The organism is Nocardioides nanhaiensis, from assembly GCF_039542785.1.
GTDB lineage: Bacteria > Actinomycetota > Actinomycetes > Propionibacteriales > Nocardioidaceae > Nocardioides > Nocardioides nanhaiensis.
The window spans coordinates 297,838-321,187 of sequence record NZ_BAABIM010000005.1 but is presented as its reverse complement, the minus strand read 5'-3'; the positions used below and the strand labels follow the sequence as shown (position 1 = coordinate 321,187).

Here is a 23,350-nt window from a genome sequence, read left to right as displayed (position 1 = left end):
CCGGTTGCACCCCCGGGACGCCTACTCGTTCAGGACCCGCCAGAAGTCGCGGGCCACCCGCACCGTCCCCCTCACGGAGCCCGACACTTTGGACCGGGTACCCAGAGCGCGGGGGTGGTACGTCACATCTCGTTCGTGGAAACGCCACCCGGCGTTGGTTGCCTTCTGCAGCAGCTCGACCGGGTAGCCGAACCTGCGGTCCCGCACGTCCAGCGAGAGGAGTTCGGCGCGACGGCACACCCGGATGGGCGCGATGTCGTGGGCCGCCATCGCGATGCGGCGTCGCAGCCACATCACGATGAGCGCGTTGCCGGCCCGGGCGTGCCACGGCCAGACGCCGCGGCCGGCCGGACGACGTCGACCCAGCGCGATGTCGGCACGCCCCGCATGCACCTCGGCCAAGAGTGGCAGCAGGTCGTCGGGGTCGAAGGAGCCGTCGCCGTCCATGAAGGCCACGTAGGTGGCCGTGGCCGCCTCGAGCCCGGCCTGCACCGCCGCCCCGTAGCCCGGGCGGGCCTCGTGCACCACGAGCGCGCTCAGCCGCTCCGCTACCGCAGCGGTGTCGTCGACCGAGCCGTTGTCGGCCACGATGACCCGGATCCCGGCCGGCACGCGCGGCAGCAGGTCCCGCAGGGCGGGCCCCTCGTCCTTGCAGGGCAGCACGAGGTCGCAGTCCAGCGAGGCGCTGTCGGGCAGGGCGTCGGGCATGAGCGGGACCGTACCGGTGGCCGCCTAGGCTCGGGCCCGTGGCCGCCCCCGACGCTCCTCACGTCCCCGCCGACCCGGACGTCGACGGCGACACCGCGGGCGTCCGTCCGTGGGTGCCGTGGGCAGGGCTCGGCGTCGCGCTGCTGCTGGTGGCCGCCTCGCTGTGGCTGCCCGACCTGCTGGGCATCGACACGGCGACCCGTCGCGACGACCAGGAGCAGGTGCCGCCGCTGCACGGCTTCTGGCAGCCCGGTGTGGCGCCGGCGTCGGTGGCGGTGGTGCTGCTGGCGGTGCTGGGCGTGGTGTTCGGCGAGCGGGTGGCGCAGCGACTCCCGTGGCGCTGGCTGCTGGTGGTCTCGACGCTCGTCTCGCTGGCCTGGTTGCTGGCGCTGGCGCTGGTGGACGGCGAGTCCGGGCTGACCCGTGTGCTCGGCAACCCCTACGAGTACCTGGAGACCGCCCGGGCCACCGACGACGTCGGCCTGATGCTGCGCGAGTTCGTGGACCGCATCCCCTACGAGGCCGAGGACAACTGGGTCACCCACGTGGCCGGGCACCCGCCGGGCGCACTGCTGTTCTTCGTGGTGCTGGCGCGAATCGGGCTCGGCGGCGACCTGGCCGCGGCGCTGGTCGTCACCGTGCTGGCGGCGACGATCGCCGCCGCGGTGCTGGTCACGCTCCGTGCCCTGGGCGCCGAGCAGGTCGCCCGCCGCGCCGCCCCCTTCCTGGTGCTCACCCCCGCCGCGGTGTTCCTGGCGGTCTCGGCCGACGCGATGTTCGCCGCCGTCGCCGCCTGGGGCCTGGCAACGCTGGCACTCGGCGCGGTCGCCGGTCGCGACGGCCGGCGTGGAGCCATGGTCGGGTGGTCGGTCCTGGCCGGGCTGCTGCTCGGCTACTGCGTGCTGCTGTCCTACGGCCTGCCGCTGCTCGGCCTCGCCGCCCTCGCCGTCCTGATGGCCGCACGCTCGTGGTGGCCGCTGCCGGTCGCTGCCGGCGCCGCGCTGGCCCTGGTGCTGGCCTTCGCCGTCGCCGGGTTCGCCTGGTGGGAGGCCTTCCCCGTGCTGCAGGAGCGCTACTACGACGGCGTGGCCAGCGAGCGGCCCCAGTCCTACTGGGTCTACGGCAACCTGGGGGCCCTGCTGATCAGCGCCGGGCCGCTCATCGGAGCCGGTCTCGCCGTCAGCCTGGCCGGGTTCCGGCGCTGGCTGCACGACGACGCCACCCGGGGCCCGGTCCTGCTGGTGGTCGCGGGCGCTGCCATGGTGCTGGCCGCCGACCTCTCGGGGATGTCCCGCTCGGAGACCGAGCGCATCTGGCTGCCGTTCATGCCGTGGCTGACCATCGGCGTGGCCCTCCTGCCCGGTGCCTGGCGGCGCTGGGGGCTCGGCCTGCAGGTGCTCACCGCCGTCGTGGTGCAGCACCTGATGTACACGAGCTGGTGACTGCCGCGTCGGTGCCGGTGTGTCGCGGCCCTTCGTAGGAATACCCGGTCGGCCGGGGACTGTGCAGCTTGTCGGCCAAGATTCAGGCCGACAAGCTTGGGAGTACCCGGTCGACCGGGGAAATCCATCGACCCACGGGTCACACCGACCCCACACGTCACACGAGGGTCACGCCCGCAGCGGCGCGGTGGCGAAGGCGCGGAGGCCCTCGTCGGGGTCGACCTCGGCGCGGAACCCCAGCTCCGCGGCGGCGCGCTCGGGCGAGGCGACGACGTGGCGCACGTCGCCGGCACGGAAGCCCCCGGTCACCTGGGGCTCGATCCCGGTGTCGGTACCGGCGGCCACCCGGCGGGCGACCTCCAGGATGGTGACCGGGCGCCCCGAGCACACGTTGTAGGCGGCGTAGTGGTGGGCGGGGGCCGCGGCGACCGCCTCGACGGCAGCCACGTTGGCGCGGGCGACGTCGTCGACGTGCACGAAGTCGCGGGCCTGGCCGCCGTCCTCGTACACCTGGGGTGCCTCGCCGCGCTCCAGCGAGGAGCGGAACATGGCTGCCACCCCCGAGTAGGGGGTGTCGCGGGGCATCCGCGGGCCGTACACGTTGTGGTAGCGCAGCGCGACGGCGGCTGCCCCGGCCTGGCGCACCCAGGCCGAGGTGTAGTGCTCCTGGGCCAGCTTGCTGGCGGCGTAGCTGCTCCGGGGGTCCAGCCGCGCGTCCTCGGGCACCAGCTCCCAGCCCAGGACGGCCTCGCAGCGCGGGCAGTGGTTCTCGAAGTCGCCCGCCTCGAGCGCCGCGATGGAGCGCGGACCCGGCACCTGCACACCGTGCTCGGCGCAGGCGTAGCGCCCCTCGCCGTAGACCACCATCGAGGAGGCGAGCACGATCCGGTCGACACCCGCCGCGTGCATGCCGGCCAGCAGTGCCGCGGTGCCGAGGTCGTTGTGGCCGGCGTAGTCGGGCAGGTCGGCGACGCGGACGCCGGCGCCCACCACGGCCGCCTGGTGGCAGACGACGTCCACGCCCTCCAGCAGACCGGCCCAGCGCGGCGAGGTGGCGGCGTCCCGCACGTCGAGCTGCTCGGTGCCCGCGGGCGCCTGCGACTCCCCGTGCGCGGCCGCCAGCATCAGGTCGACGCGGACCAGCTCGTGTCCGGCCGCCTCGAGGCGGCTCGCGATGGCGCCGCCGATGAAGCCCGCCGAGCCGGTCAGCAGCACCCTCATGCGCGCGGCCCGGTGACCAGCCCCGGCACCTCGTAGGTCAGCTCGACCCCGTCCGCCCACGTGGAGCAGGAGCAGCCCTCGGGGTCGGGCAACCTCGCGATGGTGTCCTCCAGCAGCCGGGTGAGTCCCTCGAGGTTCGCGCGGAACCGGGCGAACACCTCCTCCTGACCCACTCCCTCACCGGACTCCGCGCCGGCGTCCATGTCGGTGACCAGGGCGATGGGCGTGTAGCACTGGCGCATCTCGCGCGCGAGCGCCGCCTCCGGCGCCCCGGTCATGTTGATCAGGTCCCAGCCCTGCGCGGCGTAGTACTGCGACTCGGCGCGCGTGGAGAACCGGGGCCCCTCGATGACGACCATCGTGCCCCCGGACCGGGGAGCCAGCGGACCACCGGCCGCCACGACGGCGGCACCCAGCTGCGCGCAGTAGGGGTCGGCGAAGGGCAGGTGGCAGGCCCCCTGCTCCACGTAGGAGCCCACGCGCCGGTGGGTGCGGTCGACAAGCTGGTCGGGCACCACCACGTCGCCCGGTGCCACCGTCGCGCCCAGGCCGCCCACCGCGCAGGGCGCGAGCACCTGACGCACGCCGAGCGAGCGCAGCGCCCACAGGTTGGCCCGGTAGTTGATGGCGTGCGGCGGGAAGTCGTGGTGCGGACCGTGCCGGGGCAGGAACGCGACGCTGCGCCCCGCCACGGTGCCGACCGAGACCGGCGCCGACGGCGCCCCGTACGGCGTGTCGACGACGTGCTCGCTCGGGTCGTCGAGGAAGGCGTAGAAGCCGGTGCCGCCGATGACGGCAACCTCGGCCGGGGCGAGGGGTGCGCTGCTCACGGCGTCACTCTGCCAGCACCACCTCCGGGCGCCGCGGTCGGTGCAGGCCCTGCAGCTGCCGCTGGTCAGCCCAGCTGGGAGAGCACCCAGCCGCGCAGGCAGGCGCCCGCCGCGGGGTCGGCCTGCTCCAGCGCCACGAGCTCGGCCTCGCGGGCAGACTCCTCGAGCGCGAGCAGCGCCGTCAGCGGCTCCAGGTCGGTGACGCCGAGTGCGGCCATGGCGGCCTCGTCGGTGCAGGTCTCCGGCGCCGGCGGGGGCGCGGGGGCCGTCGGCTGCTCCGGCGCGGGAGTCGTGGGCTGCTCGGGCTGCTCGGGCGCAGGCTGCGCGGGCGGCGCCGGCTGCGGCGGCTCGGCGGTGACCGGGCCGCCGTCGACCGGGCCGCCGTCGACCGGGCCACCGTCGACCGGGCCACCGTCGACCGGGCCACCGTCGACCGGGCCACCGTCGACCGGGGGCGTCCCGGGCTCGAAGGGCTCCGGCGCAGGAACGGGGCGCCCCTCGGGACCAGCAGGTCCGCCGGGCCGGCTCGGCGAGGAGCCGTCACCGGGCACGTAGGTGGCGACCAGCGTGGCGGTGCCGCGCCCCTCGCGGGGTCCGGGCTGCTCGTCGTCGCCGTCGGTCTCCCCCGGGGTGCGGGCGACGTAGCGCGACTCCAGCACGCGGATGCTGGGCCGCGCGAGCACGGGGACCACGCCCGGGTCGCTGGGCAGGCCCACGGCCGAGCCGGCTGCGGAGGTGGTGGTGGTGGTGGTGCCCGGGCTGGCCGTGAAGTCGCCCTCGAGGTAGGAGTCCATGATGCCGAGGACCAGGTCCACGTAGGCGGCGGAGTTGTTGTAGCGGTAGGCAGCGGCACGCTGGCCGACCTCGGTGGAGAGGTCGTCGTCGCCGGAGCAGAGGTAGACCGCGGCGCCGAGGGCGGCGTCGTCGATGTCCTGCGGGTCGCGGATCCCGTCGCCGTCGGCGTCCACACCGATGGCGGACCACGTCGAGGGGATGAACTGCAGGGGGCCGACCGCGCGGTCCAGCCGCTGGTCGCCGTCGTACTGCCCGGCGTCGGTGTCGGCGATGCGCCGGGTGCCGCCGGTGCCGTCGAGCGCAGGGCCGAAGATGCCCGGACGGGCGACGCCGCCGGCGCCCAGGCTGCTACCTCCGGCGCGACCGTGGTCGGACTCGACGCGCCCGACGGCGGCGACGAGCTGCCAGGTGAGGTGGCACCCGGGATCGGCTGCATTGATGACGGTCTCGGCGCGCTGGTAGGCGGCCAGGGCGATGCTGGGCACCGCCGCTGCGTCGGCCGTGGCCACCACGCGAGCGGAGCCGCTCGCGCGGTCCTGCACCGAGGAGACGCTGGCGGGGGTGCTCACCGCCTGGGCGGGCACCGAGGCCGCGGGCGCCGTCGGCAGGGTGGCCGTCGCGGCGTCGGGGGCCAGGGAACCACCGGCAGCGCTCGCCGCACCGGCCCGCGGCGAACCGGCACGGTCCGCCGCGTCACCCACCGCCATCACGGCCAGGCCGGGCAGGGTCACGAGCAGTGCCAGGGCGGTGCCGCGGCGCAGTCGACGGGCGCGTGGGGGGCGGGGCGCGGACATCGGTGGGCGGACCTCGAGACGAGTGGGTGGGAACGCTGTGGGGCTGATGCTGGACCGGTGCTGTGACGAAATGTTGTGCTGGTCTAGTGCGGAGCTGTGACCCTACCCCGCGGGGGCGGGGGACACACGGTGTCACTTGGCGATTCTTGCGCGTCCGGCCGACACCGGACAGCGATTCGGCGAACTGTGCCCGACCGGCGGCCGAACTGTGGCCGATCGGGTGATCCCGTCCCACCCCGGCGCGTCACCGCTCGCGCGCCGGCAGTCCCAGCGCGGCGTGGACGGCCCGCCAGACGCGCTGGGGCGACTCCCCCGCGTCCAGCGCCTCGTGCGCGGTGCGTCCCTCGAGCTCGGCCATCACGAACTGGCCGGCCCAGACGCGCGCGTAGGCCGGCCCGAGAGCCTGCTCCATCCGCTCCCAGAACTCCGTGTGCCGCACGACGACGACGCTACCGAGTCGCCCCCGGCGCCTCCCCGGTGGTGGGCGCGGACTCCCGCACGGCTCCGGGAGCGGTGCCCCCGACGTCGTGCAGGTGGTGGACGACGTCGTGCAGGTGGTAGCGACCCAGCGAGGCGAGGGTGAACCGGCTGCCGTTGCTGCGGCGGCAGGAGCGCGACCAGGCGTCACCTGGTGCGGTCGCGTACAGCTGCGCCGCCTCGTGCGCTGCGGCCACGAGCTCGGTGGCCACGTCCTCGGGCCGAGCCTGCGCGTACCGCCCGCGAACGGCCTCGGCGTCCTGGTCCCAGTTCTCGAACTCCGGGTCGTCGTGCCCGAGCACCAGCGCGACCCGCTCGCGGAAGACGCGGTGCACGTCGCGCACATGAGCGCCGTACTCGACGCACGACCAGGTGACGGAGTCTGGTCGTCGCGTCGCCGAGGGGTCACGCAGGGCGTCCCGCCAGGCGTCGGCGTTCGAGACCAGCCGGTCGGCGAGGCTCGCCGGGGCGACCGCATCGGCCTCGTAGCCGCAGTCGGGGCAGGGGCGCTCCAGGACCCAGGTCCAGTCCTTGGTGTCGGGCTCCATGCCTGCATCCTGGAGGGGTCACCCGGCCCGGCGCCGCAGGGACGGCTGCCATCCGTCGTCGATGTGCTGCCACCACGCCGCGCGGCCCGCGCGTGGTCAGGTCAGCAGCAGCCGCTCCAGCCGGCGCCGCACCACCAGCATCCCGACGAGACCCATGGCCAGCAGGTAGAGCACCGAGACCGCCGACCCCAGGGTGAGCTGACCCGTGGTGAGCTCGCGACAGAGCACCACCCCGCGGTAGAGCGGCGTGCACTCCACCACCCAGCGCAGCCAGGGGTCGTAGCTGGTGACGGGGAAGAAGGTGCCGGAGAACAGGAACAGCGGCAGCTGCAGGAGCGTGATCTTCTCGAAGTCCTGCCAGGTCTTCATGAACGTCGTCAGCGCCATGCAGGCCGCGCTGAAGGCGAAGCCGATCAGCACGGTCGCGAGAACGGCGAGCAGCGCCCACCACGAGGAGACCAGACCCATCGCGGTCATCACCAGCAGGAAGACCGCCGCGTAGACCGAGCCGCGCAGCTGCGCCCAGGCGATCTCGCCGCGGGCGACGTCGCCGGCGGTCAGCGGGGTGGCCAGCATCTGGTCGTAGAGCTTGAGGTGCTTGAGCTTGAAGAAGACGTTGAAGGTGGAGTCCATCAGCGCGCCGTTGAACGCCGAGACCGCGAGCATGCCCGGAGCCACGAACTCGGCGTAGGGGACAGCCTCTCCCCCGACCTCGAAGGAGTCGATCAGCTGGCCCACGCCGATGCCGATGGAGAACAGGTAGAACACCGGTTCGAGGAAGCCGGTCAGGAAGAGCTTCCACGCGCGGCGGTAGCAGAGGTAGTTGCGGTGCACCAGCACCCCGACGGCCTGCACGGGGGTCAGCAGCGCGGGCACGGTGCGCTCGATGCGCTCGGTGACGCTCATCAGCCCCCCAGCCGGTTCTGCAGACCGGTGACCGACCACCGCCAACCGAGGGCGAGCAGCACCAGGAGCACGCTGGTGTTCAGAGCCGCCACCGGCCAGTCGACGGCGTCGACGCAGAACATCCGGGAGAGGTTGACGCCGTGCCACAGCGGCGTCAGCTGCGCCAGTCGCTCACCCACCGCCCCGAGGTTGGAGACCGGGAAGAAGGCGCCGCTGAAGAGGAACAGCGGGAAGACTCCGAGGCGGAACAGGACGCCGAACCCCTCCTCCGAGCGCATCCGGGCACTCACCCCGTAGACCAGCGTGGCGAACACGGCGCCCACCAGCACCTGCGAGGCGAAGGCCAGCAACGGCCCCCACCAGGTCTCGAAGACCCCGAACGGGGCCAGCGCGACCATGAAGACCGCACAGGTGAGCACCAGGCGCGCGACGACGGCGAGCAGGTGCGCGGCCACCACGTGCGGCACCCCCAGGGGCGTGGCGAGCATCGAGTCGTAGACCCGTTGCCACTTGATCATCGCCATGACCGGGTAGGTGGTCTCGCTGACAGCGGTCTGCATGGCGTGCGCTGCGATCAGTCCGGGCACCACGAACGCGAGGTAGGAGGTCGCTCCCTCGAGCTGCTCTGGGTCGGCGTCCACGAAGCCGCCCAGCAGCACGCCCATCGCCACCACGTAGAAGAGCGGCGAGAGGAAGGAGGAGACGACCGTGCCGCGCCACGTGCGCAGGAAGATCCGGACCCAGTAGTCGGTCAGACGGGCGACGCCGTCGCGCAGGCCGGTGACGGCGCCCGCGCCGTGCTCCGCGGAGGCGGTGCCGGGCAGCGGTCCCGGGCGCGACCCCGTCGTCCGGGGGAGGTCGTGGGTCATCAGTCCACCAGCGTCCGGCCGGTGAGGCGCAGGAAGACGTCCTCGAGGCTCGAGCGCCGCACCAGGGTGGCCACCGGGGTGAGGCCCCGCTCGTGCACCCGGGCCACCACCTCGTCGCCGTCCTCCGCGTAGACCAGGAGCCGGTCGGGCAGCACCTCGACCCGCTCCCCCAGGTCGGCGATCCGCTCGGCGAGGAGCTCGTGGCTCGCGTCGCCCTCGGCCACGCCGAAGCGCAGCTCGGCCACCTCCCGGGTGGAGTGCTCGGCGATCAGGGAGAGCGGGGAGCCCTCGGCGACGATCAGGCCCTTGTCCATCACGACGAGCCGGTCGCACAGCTGCTCGGCCTCGTCCATGTAGTGCGTGGTGAGCACGAGGGTCACGCCCGCCTGCTTGAGCCGGAACAGCCGGTCCCACAGCACGTGCCGGGCCTGGGGGTCCAACCCGGTCGTGGGCTCGTCGAGCAGCAGCAGGTCGGGGCGGTTGATCAGGCTGCGGGCGATCGTCAGGCGCCGCTTCATGCCGCCGGAGAGGTCCTCGACCTTGGCACGCGCCTTCTCGGTGAGCTGCACGAACTCGAGCAGCTCGTCGGCGCGCCGCGCCACCTCGGCGCGCGGGATGCCGAAGTAGCGGCCGTAGACGACCAGGTTGTCGCGCACGTCGAGCTCCTGGTCGAGCGTGTCCTCCTGGGGGCACACCCCCAGCCGCGCGCGGATGGCCGAGCCGTCGGTGGCCGGGTCGCGGCCCAGGATGCGCAGCTCGCCGCCGCTGACGGGCGAGACCGCCGCGATCATCCGCATGGTCGAGGACTTGCCGGCGCCGTTGGGGCCGAGGAAGCCGAACGCCTCGCCGGGCCGGACGTCCAGGTCGATGCCGCGCACCGCCTCGAACTCGCCGAAGGCCTTGCGCAGGCCGCGCGCGTGGATCATCGACGTCGTCTCGCTCACCCGCGGGAGGCTACGTGCCGCCGCCGACATCGCACGACGGGGTTTCGGGACCGACCGGTGCTCGCGCGGGCTGCGTGCGCCTCGGGTCAGCCGGCGAGCTGCACGAGCTGGGCCCGCGTGGGCTGCCACGGCCCCCGGCCACGGACCGTCATCCGCGCCTCGGCCGGCGTGCGGCTGCCCTTGCGCTCGTTGCAGCGCTGGCAGGCCGCCACCGTGTTGCGCCAGGACCAGTCACCGCCACGGGAGCGCGGGAGGACGTGGTCGATCGTGGTGGCGTGCGCCCCGCAGTACACGCAGCGGTGGCCGTCGCGCACCAGGACTCCCCGCTTGGTCCACCCGGCGGGCCGGTGCAGCCAGCGCGCCGTCACGTAGCGGACCAGCCGCAGCGCCTTGGGCCACTGGTAGGGGCCGATCATCCTCTCGCCGACCGCCTCGTGCACGACGGCGACCTCGCGCACCAGCATCCGGACCGCGTGCTGGAAGGTGACCCGGCCGAGCGGCTCGTGGGAGGCGTTGAACAGCAGCACCGTGCTCACGGTGACCACCTCCTCCCGGGTCCCTCCCGGTCGAGCCCGGCCTGGCTGGCCGGGTCCGCTGATCCCACTATCCCCCATCGCGCCAGCGGGCGCCGCCGACTTTCCGAGCCGTCACCAGGTGTTCACACGGCGCGTCGCCTGTTATAGTCAATATGACTACAACAAGGAGGAGCGATGGACCGCTCACCCCAGTCCCCCGGGATGCTGACCGACCGCTACGAGCTCACCATGCTCGACTCGTGGGTCCGCGACGGCCACGTGCACCACCGGGCCACGTTCGAGGCCTTCGCCCGCCGGCTGCCGCAGGGCCGCCGCTACGGCATGCTCGGGGGGCTCGGCCGCCTGCTGCCGATGATCGCCGACTTCGGCTTCGACGACGTCGAGGTGTCGTGGCTGCGCGAGCAGGGGGTCATCGGCGAGCAGACCGCCGCCTACCTGCGAGACCTGCGCTTCACCGGCGACGTCGACGCCTACCGCGAGGGCGACCTCTACTTCCCCGGCAGTCCGGTCCTCACGGTCAGCGGCACGCTCGGCGAGTGCGTGCTGCTCGAGACGCTGGTGCTGAGCGTGCTCAACCACGACTCGGCGATCGCCAGTGCGGCGGCCCGGATGACCACCGCCGCCGGCGACCGGCCGCTGGTCGAGATGGGCAGCCGCCGCACCCACGAGCAGGCCGCGGTCGCCGTCGCGCGGGCGGCCTACGTGGCCGGCTTCGCCTCCACCAGCAACCTGGCGGCCGGCCACCTGCACGGGGTCCCCACGGTCGGCACGGCCGCCCACGCGTTCACCCTGGCGCACGCCACCGAGGAGGCCGCCTTCGTCAGCCAGGTGGCGGCCCAGGGCACCGGCACCACCCTGCTGGTCGACACCTACGACATCGAGGAGGGCATCCGCACCGCCGTGCGGGTCGCCGGCCCCGAGCTCGGCGCGATCCGGATCGACTCCGGCGACCTCGCCGAGGAGTCCGCCCGGGCGCGGGCCCTGCTCGACTCCCTGGGCAACACCCGCACGCGGATCATCGTCACCAGCGACCTCGACGAGTTCGTGATCAGTGCTCTCGCGGACGCTCCCATCGACGGGTACGGCGTCGGCACGAGGGTGGCCACCGGGTCCGGCCACCCGACGGCGAGCATGGTCTACAAGCTCGTGGCCGTCGCCGACCGCCCCGGTGCCGACGCGCCGCTGCGACCGGTGGCCAAGAAGTCGGCCGCCAAGGCGTCGGTGGGCGGGCGCAAGCTGGCTCGACGCCGTCACGAGGACGGCGTGCTGGTGGGCGAGCACTACGACGTGCTCGACCACGACGCCGCCGTGGAGCTCGCACCCGACGACGTGCAGGTGGCCGTCGTGCGCGGTGGCCGGGTGCTGCACGATCCCTCGCTCGACGAGGCGCGCGCAACCGCCCGGCGCGCGCTGGCGTCCCTCCCCCCCGCCGCGCGCTCGGTGGCGGCGGGCGAGGCGCACCTGGAGGTGGGCGCCACCGCGCGCGACCTCCCCGACCCGAGCAGCACCCCCGTCCCCGCGAGCGAAGGAGCTCCCGCATGAGCGGCACCAGCACCGACACCAGCACCAGCACGCGCGCCCTGATCGTCGTCGACGTGCAGAACGACTTCGTCGAGGGCGGCTCCCTCGGCGTCGAGGGTGGCCGCGAGGTCGCCCGAGGCATCAGCCGCCTCCTGGCCGAGCGCGCCGGTGACTACGCCGCGGTCGTGGCCAGCCGTGACTGGCACGACCCCGACGGCACCAACGGCGGGCACTTCCACGAGCCCGGCGAGGACCCCGACTTCGCCACGACCTGGCCGGTGCACTGCGTGAGCACCACCGACGGCTCCGACTACGCACCGGAGCTGGACACCTCGGCGGTCACCCACCACGTGCGCAAGGGGATGGGCGAGCCCGCCTACAGCGCGTTCGAGGGCGTGACCGACGACGGCGAGCGCCTGGCCGACCTGCTGCGCGAGCTCGGCGTCACCGAGGTCGAGGTGACCGGCATCGCCACCGACCACTGCGTGCGTGCCACCGCGCTGGACGCGCGGCGGGCGGGCTTCGGCGTCCGGCTGCTCGAGGGGCTGCACGCCGGGGTGGCGCCCGCGTCGACCTCCGCGGCGCTGGCGGAGATGGAGCAGGCGGGGGTGCGGGTATGAGCGAGCACCCGCCCTTCGCCGTCGCCGTCGACCTGGCGATCTTCACCATCCGCGAGGGCGAGCTCTCGGTGCTCCTGGTGGAGCGCCGCGAGGAGCCGTTCGCAGGTTCCTGGGCGCTGCCGGGCGGCTTCGTGCAGCCCGACGAGGACGCCGAGACCGCCGCGTGGCGCGAGCTGCACGAGGAGACCGGGGTCGAGCGCTTCGCCGGCCACCTCGAGCAGCTGCGCACCTACTCCGCTCCCGACCGCGACCCGCGGATGCGCGTGGTCTCGGTCGCGCACGTGGCCTTCGCCCCCGACCTGCCCGAGCCCGACGCCGGCTCCGACGCCGCCGACGCGCGCTGGTGGGCCGCCGCCGACCTGCTCGACGCGGAGGCCGAGGCCGGGCCCGACGGCGAGGTGGCGGAGGTCGCGCCGGTCCTGGCCTTCGACCACGCAGCGATCCTCGCCGACGCCCGCGAGCGGGTGCGCGCCAAGCTGGAGTACACGACGCTGGCGCTGGGCTTCGTGGCCGAGCCGTTCACGCTGCCCGAGCTGCGCCGCGTCTACGCGGCCGTGTGGGGCGCCCCGCCCGACCTCGGCAACTTCCGGCGCAAGGTGCTCGGCACCGACGGCTTCGTGGTGCCGACCGACAGCCACGGCGAGCCCTCGGGGGCAGGCGGTCGCAAGGCGCTGCACTACCGGCGGGGCGCCGCCACCGAGATCTCGCCGCCGATGCTGCGCCCCTGAGCGCCCCTGAGCGCCCCTGAAGGCCCCTGAGCGCCCGGAGGTTCCCGACCCTCGCGCCGGCCACGGGCACGGCGCGAGGGCGGGGGGTGTCGGTGGCGTCGGACAGACTGGGGCGGTGACCACCCGCCGGCGCTCCACCACCCCCGCGCCCGCCACCGACCTCCCCGACCCCGCGGCAGCCCTGGGCGCGTTCAGCGAGCCCACGCGCACCTGGTTCGAGGCCGCCTTCGCCGCCCCGACGCCGGCGCAGGCCGGGGCGTGGCAGGCCGTCGCCGCCGGCCGGCACGCGCTCGTCGTCGCCCCCACCGGTTCGGGCAAGACGCTGAGCGCGTTCCTGTGGTCGATCGACCGGTTGCTCACCAGCGAGCCCCCGCAGGACAAGCTGCGTCGCTGCCGGGTGCTCTACGTCTCGCCGCTCAAGGCCCTCGCCGTCGACGTCGAGCGCAACCTGCGCTCGCCGCTCACCGGCATCCGCAACACCGCCGAGCGGCTCGGCACCTCGCTGCCCGAGGTGCGGGTGGGCACCCGCTCGGGCGACACCTCGCCGGCCGACCGCCGCCGGCTCGGCACCTCGCCGCCCGACATCCTCATCACCACCCCCGAGTCGCTGTTCCTGATGCTCACCAGCCAGGCGCGCGAGACACTGCGCGGCGTCGAGACGGTGATCGTCGACGAGGTGCACGCGGTCGCGGGCACCAAGCGCGGGGCCCACCTGGCGCTCAGCCTGGAGCGGCTCGACCAGCTGCTCGAGCACCCGGCGCAGCGCATCGGCCTCTCGGCCACCGTGCGCCCCCTGGAGGAGGTTGCTCGCTTCCTCGGTGGCCAGGCGCCGGTCGAGATCGTGGCGCCACCGGCCGAGAAGCAGTGGGACCTCAAGGTCGTGGTCCCGGTCGAGGACATGACCGCACCCGACGGTGCCGTCGAGCTCGACGCCGACGACCCCGAGGCCGACGGCACCGCTCGCAACGCCAGCATCTGGCCGCACGTGGAGGCCTCGGTGGTCGACCTCGTGGAGCAGCACCGCTCCACGATCGTCTTCGCCAACTCGCGCCGGCTCGCCGAGCGGCTCACGGCCCGGCTCAACGAGATCGCCAGCGAGCGGGCCGCTGCCCGGGCCGGTGACGACACTGACGACGCTGGCCCGACGAGCCCGGCCGCCCCGCCGGCCGAGGTGATGGCCCAGGCGGGCGTCGCGCAGCCGGCGGAGGTGGTCATCGCCAAGGCGCACCACGGCTCGGTCAGCAAGGAGCAGCGCGCCGTCATCGAGGACGACCTCAAGCGCGGCCGGCTGCCCGCGGTGGTGGCCACCAGCAGCCTCGAGCTGGGCATCGACATGGGAGCGGTCGACCTCGTGGTGCAGATCGAGTCACCCCCCAGCGTGGCCAGCGCCCTGCAGCGGGTGGGCCGGGCGGGCCACCAGGTGGGTGAGACCTCGCGGGGCGTGCTCTACCCCAAGCACCGTGGTGACCTCGCCCAGACCGCGGTCGCCGTCCAGCGGATGCGCAGCGGCGGCATCGAGTCGCTGCGGGTGCCCACCAACCCGCTCGACGTGCTGGCCCAGCAGGTCGTCGCGGCCACGGCACTCGACACCTGGTCGGTCGACGAGCTCTTCGACCTCGTGCGGCGCACCGCCTCGTTCGCCCAGCTGCCGCGCGCCGCCTACGAGGCCACGCTCGACCTGCTCAGCGGGCGCTACCCCAGCGACGAGTTCGCCGAGCTGCGCCCGCGCGTGGTGTGGGACCGGGTGGCCGGCACGCTCACCGCCCGCCCGGGCGCCCAGCGCCTCGCCGTCACCAGCGGCGGCACCATCCCCGACCGCGGTCTCTTCGGCGTGTTCCTGGTCGGCGAGGGCGTCGGCCGGCGGGTGGGCGAGCTCGACGAGGAGATGGTCTACGAGTCCCGCGTCGGCGACGTGTTCGCGCTCGGCGCCACCAGCTGGCGCATCCAGGACATCACCCACGACCGCGTGATGGTCACTCCCGCGCCGGGCATCCCCGGCAAGCTGCCGTTCTGGAAGGGCGACAGCCTGGGGCGCCCCGCCGAGCTCGGCGCCGCCATCGGTGCCTACACCCGCGAGCTCGGTGCGCTCCCCCGCGCCAAGGCCGTCGAGCAGGCGCGCTCGCACGGCCTCGACCAGTGGGCTGCCGAGAACCTGGTCGGCTACCTGCACGAGCAGCTCGAGGCCACCTCGGTGCTGCCCAGCGACACGCTGCTGCTCGTCGAGCGGTTCCGCGACGAGCTCGGCGACTGGCGCCTCGTGCTCCACTCCCCCTACGGCACCCCGGTGCACGCGCCCTGGGCGCTGGCCATCAACGCGCGGCTCCGCGAGCGCTACGGCGTCGACGGCCAGGCCGTGGCCTCCGACGACGGCATCGTGGTGCGCATCCCCGACACCGAGTCCGAGCCGCCGGGTGGCGAGGTGGTGGTCTTCGAGCCCGAGGAGATCGAGCAGCTGGTCACCCAGGAGGTCGGCGGCTCGGCGCTGTTCGCCTCCCGCTTCCGCGAGTGCGCCGCGCGGGCCCTGCTGCTGCCGCGCCGCGATCCCGGTCGGCGCTCGCCGCTGTGGCAGCAGCGCCAGCGGGCGGCCGCGCTGCTCGAGGTGGCCAGCAAGTACCCCTCGTTCCCCATCGTGCTCGAGGCCGTGCGCGAGTGCCTGCAGGACGTCTACGACCTGCCCGCCCTGGTGCGCCTGATGCGCGGCCTCGACCAGCGCTCGGTCAGCATCAGCGACGTCTCCACCACCTCGCCCAGCCCGTACGCCCGCAGCCTGCTGTTCGGCTACGTGGCGCAGTTCGTCTACGAGGGCGACTCGCCGCTCGCCGAGCGTCGGGCCGCCGCGCTCTCGCTCGACCAGGGGCTGCTCGCCGAGCTGCTGGGGCGGGCCGAGCTGCGCGAGCTGCTCGACCCCGAGGTGCTCACCGAGCTCGAGGAGGAGCTGCAGCGGCTCGCCCCCGACCGGCGTGCCCGCGACGCGGAGGGCCTGGTCGACCTGGTGCGGCTGGTCGGCCCGCTCAGCACCGCCGAGTGCACGGCCCGCGCGGTGCCCGACGCCGACCTGGAGGGCTGGCTCGAGGCGCTGGTCGCCCATCGCCGCCTGGTGGCGGTACGCGTGGCCGGCGAGGAGCGCTGGGCCGTGGTCGAGGACGTCGGGCGACTGCGCGACGGCCTGGGGGTCGCTGTCCCCCCGGGCACGCCGGAGGCCTTCACCGACCCCGTCGAGGACCCCCTCGGCGACCTCGTCGGTCGCTACGCGCGCACGCACGGACCCTTCACCGCCCCCGACGTCGCCGCCCGGCTGGGCCTGGGCGCCGCCGTCGTCCGGCACACGCTTCAGCGCCTCGCGGGGCGGGGCCGGGTGCTCGAGGGCGAGTTCCGGCCGGGCGGGTCGGGCTCGGAGTGGTGCGACGCCGAGGTGCTGCGCCGTCTGCGGCGGCGCTCCCTCGCACGGTTGCGCGAGGAGGTCGAACCGGTCGAGCCCGAGGCCCTCGCCCGGTTCCAGGTGGCGTGGCAGCGCACCACCGGCGGGCTGCGCGGCGTCGACGGCGTCGTCACCGCGATCGACCAGCTGGCCGGCTGCCCGGTGCCGGCCTCGGCGCTGGAGCCGCTGGTGCTCGCCTCGCGGGTGCGCGACTACGAGCCGTCGTTCCTCGACGAGCTCACCGCCACGGGCGAGGTGGTGTGGGCCGGTCACGGCTCGCTGCCCGGCTCCGACGGATGGGTCTCGCTGCACCTGGCCGACCAGGCCCCACTCACGCTGCCCGCTCCCGACCCCGCCCTGCTGGAGAGTCCCCTGCACCGCGCGATCCTCGATGCGCTGGCACCGGGGGGTGCCTGGTTCTTCCGCCAGCTGGCCGAGGTCGTCCGCTCGCAGGTCACCGTGGGCACCGACACCGCGCTGGCCGCGGCCCTGTGGGAGCTGGTCTGGGCAGGCCACCTCACCAACGACACGCTCACCCCCCTGCGCGCCCTCGTGCGCTCGGGCAGCCCCAGCCACCGCACGCGCCGCGCGCCGGCGCGACCCGGGCGGCCCGGCCGCGGCACGGTGGCCCGCAGCGGCCCGCCGGAGACCGCCGGCCGCTGGGCGCTGCTGCCCGAGGTGGACGCCGACCCCACCCGGCGCGCGCACGTGGCCGCCGAGCGCCTGCTCGAGCGGCACGGCGTGGTCACCCGCGGCGCCGTGGCCAGCGAGCGACTGCCCGGCGGGTTCGCGGCGGTCTACAAGGTCCTCTCCGCCTTCGAGGACTCCGGGCGCTGCCGGCGCGGCTACTTCGTGGCCGGGTTGGGCGCCGCCCAGTTCGGTACCGCCGGATCGATCGACCGACTCCGCACCTTCTCCGAGTTACCCCCCGACGCCAAGCCCACCGCCGTCGCGCTCGCAGCCACCGACCCCGCCAACCCCTTCGGGGCGGCGCTGCCCTGGCCCACCGCCGGCAGCGAGGACGGCGAGGGTGCCGGGCACCGACCCGGCCGCAAGGCGGGCGCCGTCGTCGTGCTGGTCGACGGCTCGCTGGTGCTGTACGTGGAGCGCGGCGGCCGCACCCTGCTCACCTGGAGCGACGACGTCGACGTGCTCACCGTCGCCGCCGGGGCCCTGGTCAGCACCGTGCGCCGGGGCGCTCTGGGGCGCCTGACCGTCGAGAAGGCCGACGGCGCACCGTTGCTCGGCGCCCGTGACACCCCGCTGCGCGCTGCGCTGGACGCCGCGGGCTTCGTCGCCACCCCCCGCGGCCTCCGCCTACGGGGCTGAGGCCCCCGGGGCCGCCGAGCCGTCGCTTCCGCGCGCTGTCAACGGCTCGAGTCGGCGCTTCCGCGCGCTCACAACAGTCCGCGTAGGCGCTACTGCGCGATGACAAAGGCTCGAGTCGGCACCCGTGCGCACCCTGGTGCTCACGGGCATGCGCGGAAGCGCCGACTCGACGTCCCCTCGACGCGCGCACGAGCCGACTCGGCAGTCCCCCAGCGCGTGGAAGAGCCGACTCGAGGGTCTCCCGGCGCGCGGAAGCGCCGACTCGGCAGTGGGGGTCAGGCGGCGGAGGCCACGACGGGGCCCACGGTCTGCGCCGGTGCCCGGACGGTGATCCGGGTGGCAGCGATCTCGGCGGCCCGCTCGGCGCGGAGCTCGGTGCCGAGCCCGGCGCCGACGAGTGCGGCCTCCTCGACGCGGACGGCGTCGGAGACCTCGCGAAGCACGTCCGACAGCGGAGCGTCGAGGGCACCGCACAGGGAGGCGAGCAGCTCGGAGGAGGCCTCCTTCTGGCCGCGCTCCACCTCGGAGATGTAGCCCAGGCTGACACGCGCCTCCTGGGAGACCTCGCGCAGCGTCATGCCGCGCTCGAGGCGACGCTCACGGAGCACGTCGCCGAGCAGTCGACGGAACAGCACCATGCGTGTCTCCCTCCGGGGTGGTCGTGGGGGCCAACGCTACCGGAGGGGTGTTTCTTCCCGCGGGAGGTTCCGTCGTGGCGGTGGGGAACCCGGCCACGACGGGCCACGGCCCGCCCGGCGAGAGCCGGACGGGCCGTGGGTGACGCTGCTGACGCCAGTGGTGCTGGGTCAGCGGATGACGCGGAAGGTCCTGCCCACCGTGCGCGCCTTGGTGGTGGCGTTGCCGTTGTAGCGGACGAACACCTTCTTGGCACCGGGCTGGGCGAACGGGCCGGTGCGGATGACCACACGGCCGTTGACCAGCTTGCGCACGACCGGCTCCGAGCCGGTCACGTTGATGCGCACGAACCCGGTGGCCCGCTCGCCCTGCGAGAGCACCAGGACGACGACCTTCGGCCGGGTCCGGTCGACCCGCACGCGCTGCGGGGTGACCTTCACACCGATCTTGGCCGGCGCCTTGGCACCGGGCTCCCCGGGACCACCCGGCTCGGCGGCGCCGACCTCGAGCGAGACCGTGGTGCCGCTGGGCTGCGCCACCAGGTCGATCCGGTCTCCGGGCTGCATGCTCGCGGGGACCCGGAAGGAGACGGCCGCGCGGCCGTCGGTCACCGGGAACTCACCCAGCGGCACCTCGGTGGCACCGTCGGCGCCGGTGAAGCCCGTGGCCACCACCGTGGTGTTGGCCGGCGACCCCAGCGAGGTCAGGTCCAGCGACGTGCCGGTGATGGGCGCAGCCGGAGCGGTGTACCGCGGACCGAGCACCATCGAGACCTGGCCGCCGGCGGGTGCCGGGGTGGGCAGGTCGGAGGCGAACACCTGACGACGGGCGAAGCTCGGCGTGAGCGGCTTGTTGTCGGCCAGGTAGTCGCGCCACATCTCGCCGTCGAGCAGGCCAGTGTCGACCGCGTCGCCCTCGGTGAAGGCGCGGAAGTTGTCACCGCCCTGGGCCAGGAAGCTCAACGTCGAGACCGTGTAGCTGGCCGCGGCGTCGAGCGGCTCGCCGTCGATGCGCACCGAGGTGATCCGGTCGCCGCGGGGCCGGGTGGCGTCCGCGGTGACCTGGACGTTGTCGGACATGCCGAGCTGCAGGTAGGGGCGCTGCGGGACGTTGCCCGCCGCGTCGGTCTGCCACTGCTGCTCGAGCACCTCCTCGATCTGCGCTCCGGTCATCTCGACGATGGCCACCGTGTTGTTGAAGGGCAGCACGGCGTTGGCCTCGGCGAAGGTGACGACGCCGTCCTCGTCCAACGGGTTCGACTCGGTGTCGCCCTCGAGGAGCAGGTCGGCCCGCAGCCCCCCGGGGTTGGTCAGCCCCAGGTCCGGGTCGGCGAAGTCGGCCACGCCGTCGCGCAGCGCGTTGGCCACCAGGCCACCGAGGGTCGACTCGGCGGCACGGTCGTCGCGGCGTCCACCGTTGTAGGCGGTGGTGATGTCGGCGGTGATCTCGCCGACCGGCTGGCTGCCGATCTTCTCGGCCTCGGCGAGCGCGGCGTCGGTGATCTCCTTGACCTCGGCGACCCGCGGGAACGCCAGGTTCTCCGAGGCCGAGCGCGCCACGTTGCGCTGGCGGTAGGCCTCGACCTCGCCGGTGGCGGAGTCGACGGTCAGCACGATCTGGCCGATGTTCTCGCCGTAGGAGCCGGTCTGCAGCACCGGCCGGGTGCGGCCGGCCTCTCCGGGCACGGGGATGTTCCAGGCGTACTCCTTGTGGGTGTGACCGGTGAAGATCGCGTCGACCTCGGCCGAGGTCTCGGTGGCGATCTCCGCGAAGACGCCGCCTGCGGCGATCTCCTCCTCCGGCGTCGAGCCGTCGGGGGTTCCGGCGCTGGCGCCCTCGTGGAACTCGGCCACGAGCACGTCGGCCTCGCCGTTGGACTCGTCACCGTCGCTCAGCTCCGCGGCCACGCGGTTGACGGCGTCGACCGGGTCGCCGAAGTCCAGGTCGGCGATAGCGGCCGGGGAGACCAGCGACGGCGTCTCCTGGGTGATCGCGCCGATGACACCCACGGTGACCTCGCCGACCTCGAAGGTGGCGTACTCCTGCATCGCCGGGGTCTCGGTGCCCTTCTGGTAGACGTTGGCACCGAGGTAGGAGAAGTCCGCGCGGTCCTCGACGCGCCCGAACAGGTCCTCGGCGCCGCGGTCGAACTCGTGGTTGCCGACCGCGGAGGTCGCCAGCTCGAGCGCGTTCAGGACGTCGATCGTCGGGTTGTCCTGGGCCAGCGAGGAGGCGAACAGGGAGGCACCGATGTTGTCGCCGGCCGAGAGGAACAGCGTGTTGTCCTCGCCGGTACGGGCGCGCAGGCGCTCGATGGTCGTGGCGAACTTGGTGGTGTTCTCGTCGATCCGACCGTGGAAGTCGTTGATGTTCAGCAGGTTGATCCGGGTCTGGTCGGCGTCCACGGGGATGTCGAAGCCCACGAGCTCGGGGTTGTGGTCGGAGGCCGCGAAGGGCTCCGATCCGTCGAAGAGCTCGTTCGGGTGGTAGTTGAACCGGCTGTACTGGTAGGCGGGCGACTCGCTGGCGTTGATGTCCCAGACGTCGACGCCGGTGACCAGCGCGAACGCGCCGGCGTCGGCGAAGACGTGGTCGAGCGACCCGGAGAGACCGTTGAAGCTGTAGCTGTAGTCCCCCTCCTCGTCGGACTCGAGGTTGGTGTAGCCGGCCTCCTCGAGCACCTGGACCGGATCCTCCTCGGTGTAGGCGTTGAAGTCGCCGGTCAGGAAGGAGCGCGTCACGCCGCGGGACGTCTTGAACTCGTCCACGAAGTCGACGAGCGCCTCGGCCTGACGCACGCGGTCGCCGTTGAAGGCACCCTGGTCGCCGTTGGCGTTGTCGCCGGTGGCGGGCGGGCTGCTGTCACCCTTGGACTTGAAGTGGTTGACGACGACGGCGAACCCGTCGGCGTCGTCGTCGCCCACGGCCTTGAACACCTGGGCCAGGGGCTGGCGGGCGTTGGAGAACGCCTCGTCGACGAGGACGTCGGACTCCCCCACCGGGGCGACCGAGGACGGGTCGTAGATGAAGCCCGTGCGGATGACGTCCTGCTGCGCGGGCGGCGGGAGCTCGGCGGCGTCCGGGGAGGGCACGAAGGCCCAGCGCGGCTCGGTGTCGCCGGCTGCGGCGTTGAGCGCCTCGACCAGCTCGGCGATGGCGTCGTCACGGCTGTCGGTGCCCGGCATCTTGACCGAGTTCTCCAGCTCCTCCAGCGAGACGATGTCGGCGTCGAGACCGTTGATCGCCGTGACGATCTTGTCCTGCTGGCGCTCGAGGCTGGCGTCGGTGGCGGCTCCGCGCGGACCGTCGGGGTTGCACCGGTTGTTCGCGATGGGGTTGCCGTCGCGGTCGTTGAAGTAGGTGCAGGTACGGCCCCCACCGGCAGCGACGAACTCCTGGCCGGTGGTGGTGAAGTAGTTGAGCACGTTGAAGGTGGCCAGCGTGAGGTCGCCACCGACGGGCTGCGGCGCGGCGTTGGCGGCGCGGGTGTCCTCGAAGGTCACCACGTCGGTGCCCTCGTCGACGACCTGCTCCTGCGGCTGGAACCGCCACTTGCCGAAGCCGTAGCTCATCACCACGGGCTGCTGGAGCGTCGCCTCGGCGCCCACACGGGGCGCGTTCGTGGCGCTGAGCCAGGGCAGGGTGAGGTCCTGGCCGGCGCCCTGGGCGTAGTTGGTGTTCGACCCGTCGTCCAGCACCACGCCGCGGGCGGCGTTGTCGGCCTTGACGCCGGCGATGTCACCGGTCTGGAAGTCCTCGACGTCGGTCGGCTGCAGCAGCGGCGTGCTGCCGGTGGCCAGGCCGATCTCGGCGAAGGCGTTGCCGCCACCGTCGATGGAGTAGGTGTTGGTGACCGTGAGCGTATCGGTGGGGGCCACCAGCATGCTCTCGACGGCCTCGCGGGCCGCGTCGGTGGTGGGGTAGGCGGTCTCGAGCGGCGTCACGGCCGGCAGCGCCGTGGCGAGCTCGCTCACCGCGGTCGCCTCGACGGTGGTGAGGCCGAAGTTCTCGGCGACCGTGCCGGTCACCTCGACGGAGTCGCCCAGGGCCAGGGTGGACTCGTCGAAGGCACCGGTGCTCTCGACGAACACGCCCTGCGAGGCGGGGCCGGCGCTGGCGCCGGTGCCGCCGGTCTGGATGGTGAAGCCGTCGAGGCCGGCCGGCGTGGGCCACAGGCCGGTGACGACGCCCTCGGTGGTGACCACGTCGCCGACCAGGGGGGAGGATGCGCCCTCGCCCTGGATGTCGGCGATGGTGGCGTCCCCGGGCACGGGCGGCTCGCCGGGCGCCTCGGTGGCGGCTCCCGGCGTCGGCGGGTCGCTGACCGCGAAGTCGGCGCCGTTCTGGTCGGTGTCGGCGGCGGTCTCGTCGCGGACGACCGAGGTGCTGTTGGAGCCGGCCGGGGCGGCTGCCGTGCCCTCGAAGACGGCAGCGGTCCCGAAGCCCACGAAGTCGATGACGGCGGGGTCGGTGACCGTGGTGTTGCCGGCGCCGTCCGCGTCGATCGGGGCGGTGCCGGAGGCCAGGAAGGCCTGGCCGTTGGTCGCGCTCAGGTTGATGCCCGGGCCGACGAAGTCGACGTCGGGAATAGCCGTGCCTGCTCCGGAGCCGGCAGCCAGCTGCACGACGAAGTACTCGCCGGGGTCGACCGAGCCGGCGGCGCTCAGGTCGGCGACCTGCTGTGCACCGGTCGCGGCGGTGCTGGCCGCGGAGCGGTACTGCAGCGACAGCCCGCTCAGCGAGACGGCGGCGTCGGTCGGGTTGTGGATCTCCACGAAGTCATGGGTGAAGACCGCGCCGGAGTTGCCACCTCCGCCGTAGACCTCGCTGATCACCAGGTCGGTGACGGCCGCCTGGGCGGGGGCACTGAAGCCGACGGCGAGCGTCGAGCCGGTCAGTGCCAGGACAGTGAGTGGTGCGAGCGCGCGAAAACGCGTACGTCGTTGCAAGACGAGGACTCCCCTGAGACACGAGATGGCGACCCGGGTCCAGACGCCCGGGTCCCCTGCATCCTGCCGGAGGTTTCTT

General features: G+C 73.9%; 16 protein-coding genes and 1 pseudogene. 5 read left to right on the top strand and 12 right to left on the bottom strand.

The window, feature by feature from the left end:
• Window positions 1–21 precede the first annotated feature (21 nt).
• Window positions 22–708, bottom strand: coding sequence for a glycosyltransferase family 2 protein (locus tag ABD948_RS21175; protein ID WP_345272069.1), 687 nt, complete (start codon window positions 706–708; stop codon window positions 22–24).
• A gap of 38 nt (window positions 709–746) precedes the next feature.
• Here ABD948_RS21175 and ABD948_RS21170 point away from each other — a divergent pair, with 38 nt between their 5' ends.
• The gene (locus tag ABD948_RS21170; protein ID WP_345272065.1) at window positions 747–2,150 is read left to right on the top strand and encodes a hypothetical protein; all 1,404 of its coding nucleotides are present in this window, start codon (window positions 747–749) and stop codon (window positions 2,148–2,150) included.
• Between the two features lie 168 nt (window positions 2,151–2,318).
• Here ABD948_RS21170 and ABD948_RS21165 read toward each other — a convergent pair whose 3' ends face one another.
• The 9 genes from ABD948_RS21165 to ABD948_RS21125 form a co-directional block, all read right to left on the bottom strand.
• On the bottom strand, window positions 2,319–3,371 hold the full coding sequence (locus ABD948_RS21165; protein ID WP_345272061.1) for an NAD-dependent epimerase/dehydratase family protein: 1,053 nt from the start codon (window positions 3,369–3,371) through the stop codon (window positions 2,319–2,321).
• Entirely contained in the window at window positions 3,368–4,201 is an 834-nt protein-coding gene (locus tag ABD948_RS21160; protein WP_345272057.1) for an S-methyl-5'-thioadenosine phosphorylase, read from the bottom strand. Before ABD948_RS21160 ends, ABD948_RS21165 begins: the two co-directional genes overlap by 4 nt.
• Window positions 4,202–4,266: 65 nt before the next feature.
• Window positions 4,267–5,790 carry a lytic murein transglycosylase gene (locus ABD948_RS21155; RefSeq protein ID WP_345272053.1) on the bottom strand — a complete coding sequence of 508 codons (1,524 nt, stop codon included), beginning with the start codon at window positions 5,788–5,790 and terminating at the stop codon, window positions 4,267–4,269.
• Between the two features lie 244 nt (window positions 5,791–6,034).
• A complete protein-coding gene (locus ABD948_RS21150; RefSeq protein WP_345272050.1) occupies window positions 6,035–6,229 on the bottom strand; it encodes a DUF3046 domain-containing protein in 195 nt (64 codons plus the stop codon).
• 10 nt (window positions 6,230–6,239) lie between these two features.
• A complete protein-coding gene (locus ABD948_RS21145) occupies window positions 6,240–6,815 on the bottom strand; it encodes a DinB family protein (protein ID WP_345272047.1) in 576 nt (191 codons plus the stop codon).
• 96 nt (window positions 6,816–6,911) lie between these two features.
• The gene (locus tag ABD948_RS21140) at window positions 6,912–7,721 is read right to left on the bottom strand and encodes an ABC transporter permease (protein ID WP_345272042.1); all 810 of its coding nucleotides are present in this window, start codon (window positions 7,719–7,721) and stop codon (window positions 6,912–6,914) included.
• Window positions 7,721–8,590 carry an ABC transporter permease gene (locus ABD948_RS21135; RefSeq protein WP_345272037.1) on the bottom strand — a complete coding sequence of 290 codons (870 nt, stop codon included), beginning with the start codon at window positions 8,588–8,590 and terminating at the stop codon, window positions 7,721–7,723. Before ABD948_RS21135 ends, ABD948_RS21140 begins: the two co-directional genes overlap by 1 nt.
• Window positions 8,590–9,534: an ABC transporter ATP-binding protein gene (locus tag ABD948_RS21130; protein WP_425576661.1), complete on the bottom strand. Its 945-nt coding sequence runs from the start codon at window positions 9,532–9,534 to the stop codon at window positions 8,590–8,592. Before ABD948_RS21130 ends, ABD948_RS21135 begins: the two co-directional genes overlap by 1 nt.
• Window positions 9,535–9,620: 86 nt before the next feature.
• Window positions 9,621–10,070 carry an HNH endonuclease gene (locus ABD948_RS21125; RefSeq protein WP_345272026.1) on the bottom strand — a complete coding sequence of 150 codons (450 nt, stop codon included), beginning with the start codon at window positions 10,068–10,070 and terminating at the stop codon, window positions 9,621–9,623.
• A gap of 174 nt (window positions 10,071–10,244) precedes the next feature.
• On the opposite strand from ABD948_RS21125, the gene ABD948_RS21120 reads away from it, so the two are divergent.
• The 4 genes from ABD948_RS21120 to ABD948_RS21105 all read left to right on the top strand — a co-directional run bounded on the left by ABD948_RS21120 (window position 10,245) and on the right by ABD948_RS21105 (window position 17,686).
• Complete coding sequence (locus ABD948_RS21120; protein WP_345272020.1) at window positions 10,245–11,612, top strand: nicotinate phosphoribosyltransferase; 1,368 nt, start codon at window positions 10,245–10,247, stop codon at window positions 11,610–11,612.
• Window positions 11,609–12,211 carry an isochorismatase family protein gene (locus ABD948_RS21115; RefSeq protein ID WP_345272016.1) on the top strand — a complete coding sequence of 201 codons (603 nt, stop codon included), beginning with the start codon at window positions 11,609–11,611 and terminating at the stop codon, window positions 12,209–12,211. Before ABD948_RS21120 ends, ABD948_RS21115 begins: the two co-directional genes overlap by 4 nt.
• Window positions 12,208–12,939, top strand: a complete 732-nt coding sequence (locus ABD948_RS21110; protein WP_345272013.1) for an NUDIX hydrolase — start codon at window positions 12,208–12,210, stop codon at window positions 12,937–12,939. Before ABD948_RS21115 ends, ABD948_RS21110 begins: the two co-directional genes overlap by 4 nt.
• A gap of 115 nt (window positions 12,940–13,054) precedes the next feature.
• Window positions 13,055–17,686, top strand: coding sequence for an ATP-dependent helicase (locus tag ABD948_RS21105; RefSeq protein ID WP_345272010.1), 4,632 nt, complete (start codon window positions 13,055–13,057; stop codon window positions 17,684–17,686).
• Between the two features lie 404 nt (window positions 17,687–18,090).
• Here ABD948_RS21105 and ABD948_RS22150 read toward each other — a convergent pair.
• Window positions 18,091–18,324 (bottom strand): annotated as a pseudogene (locus ABD948_RS22150) (helix-turn-helix domain-containing protein); the annotation flags it as partial.
• Between the two features lie 168 nt (window positions 18,325–18,492).
• Window positions 18,493–23,271, bottom strand: a complete 4,779-nt coding sequence (locus ABD948_RS21095; RefSeq protein ID WP_345272004.1) for an ExeM/NucH family extracellular endonuclease — start codon at window positions 23,269–23,271, stop codon at window positions 18,493–18,495.
• Window positions 23,272–23,350 lie beyond the last annotated feature (79 nt).

Coding starts and splice junctions, on each gene's coding strand:
- ABD948_RS21110 (WP_345272013.1), top strand. CDS start 12,208: ATGAGCGAGCACCCGCCCTTCGCCGTCGCCGTCGACCTGGCGATCTTC.
- ABD948_RS21115 (WP_345272016.1), top strand. CDS start 11,609: ATGAGCGGCACCAGCACCGACACCAGCACCAGCACGCGCGCCCTGATC.
- ABD948_RS21155 (WP_345272053.1), bottom strand. CDS start 5,790: ATGTCCGCGCCCCGCCCCCCACGCGCCCGTCGACTGCGCCGCGGCACC.
- ABD948_RS21140 (WP_345272042.1), bottom strand. CDS start 7,721: ATGAGCGTCACCGAGCGCATCGAGCGCACCGTGCCCGCGCTGCTGACC.
- ABD948_RS21135 (WP_345272037.1), bottom strand. CDS start 8,590: ATGACCCACGACCTCCCCCGGACGACGGGGTCGCGCCCGGGACCGCTG.
- ABD948_RS21145 (WP_345272047.1), bottom strand. CDS start 6,815: ATGGAGCCCGACACCAAGGACTGGACCTGGGTCCTGGAGCGCCCCTGC.
- ABD948_RS21175 (WP_345272069.1), bottom strand. CDS start 708: ATGCCCGACGCCCTGCCCGACAGCGCCTCGCTGGACTGCGACCTCGTG.
- ABD948_RS21120 (WP_345272020.1), top strand. CDS start 10,245: ATGGACCGCTCACCCCAGTCCCCCGGGATGCTGACCGACCGCTACGAG.
- ABD948_RS21165 (WP_345272061.1), bottom strand. CDS start 3,371: ATGAGGGTGCTGCTGACCGGCTCGGCGGGCTTCATCGGCGGCGCCATC.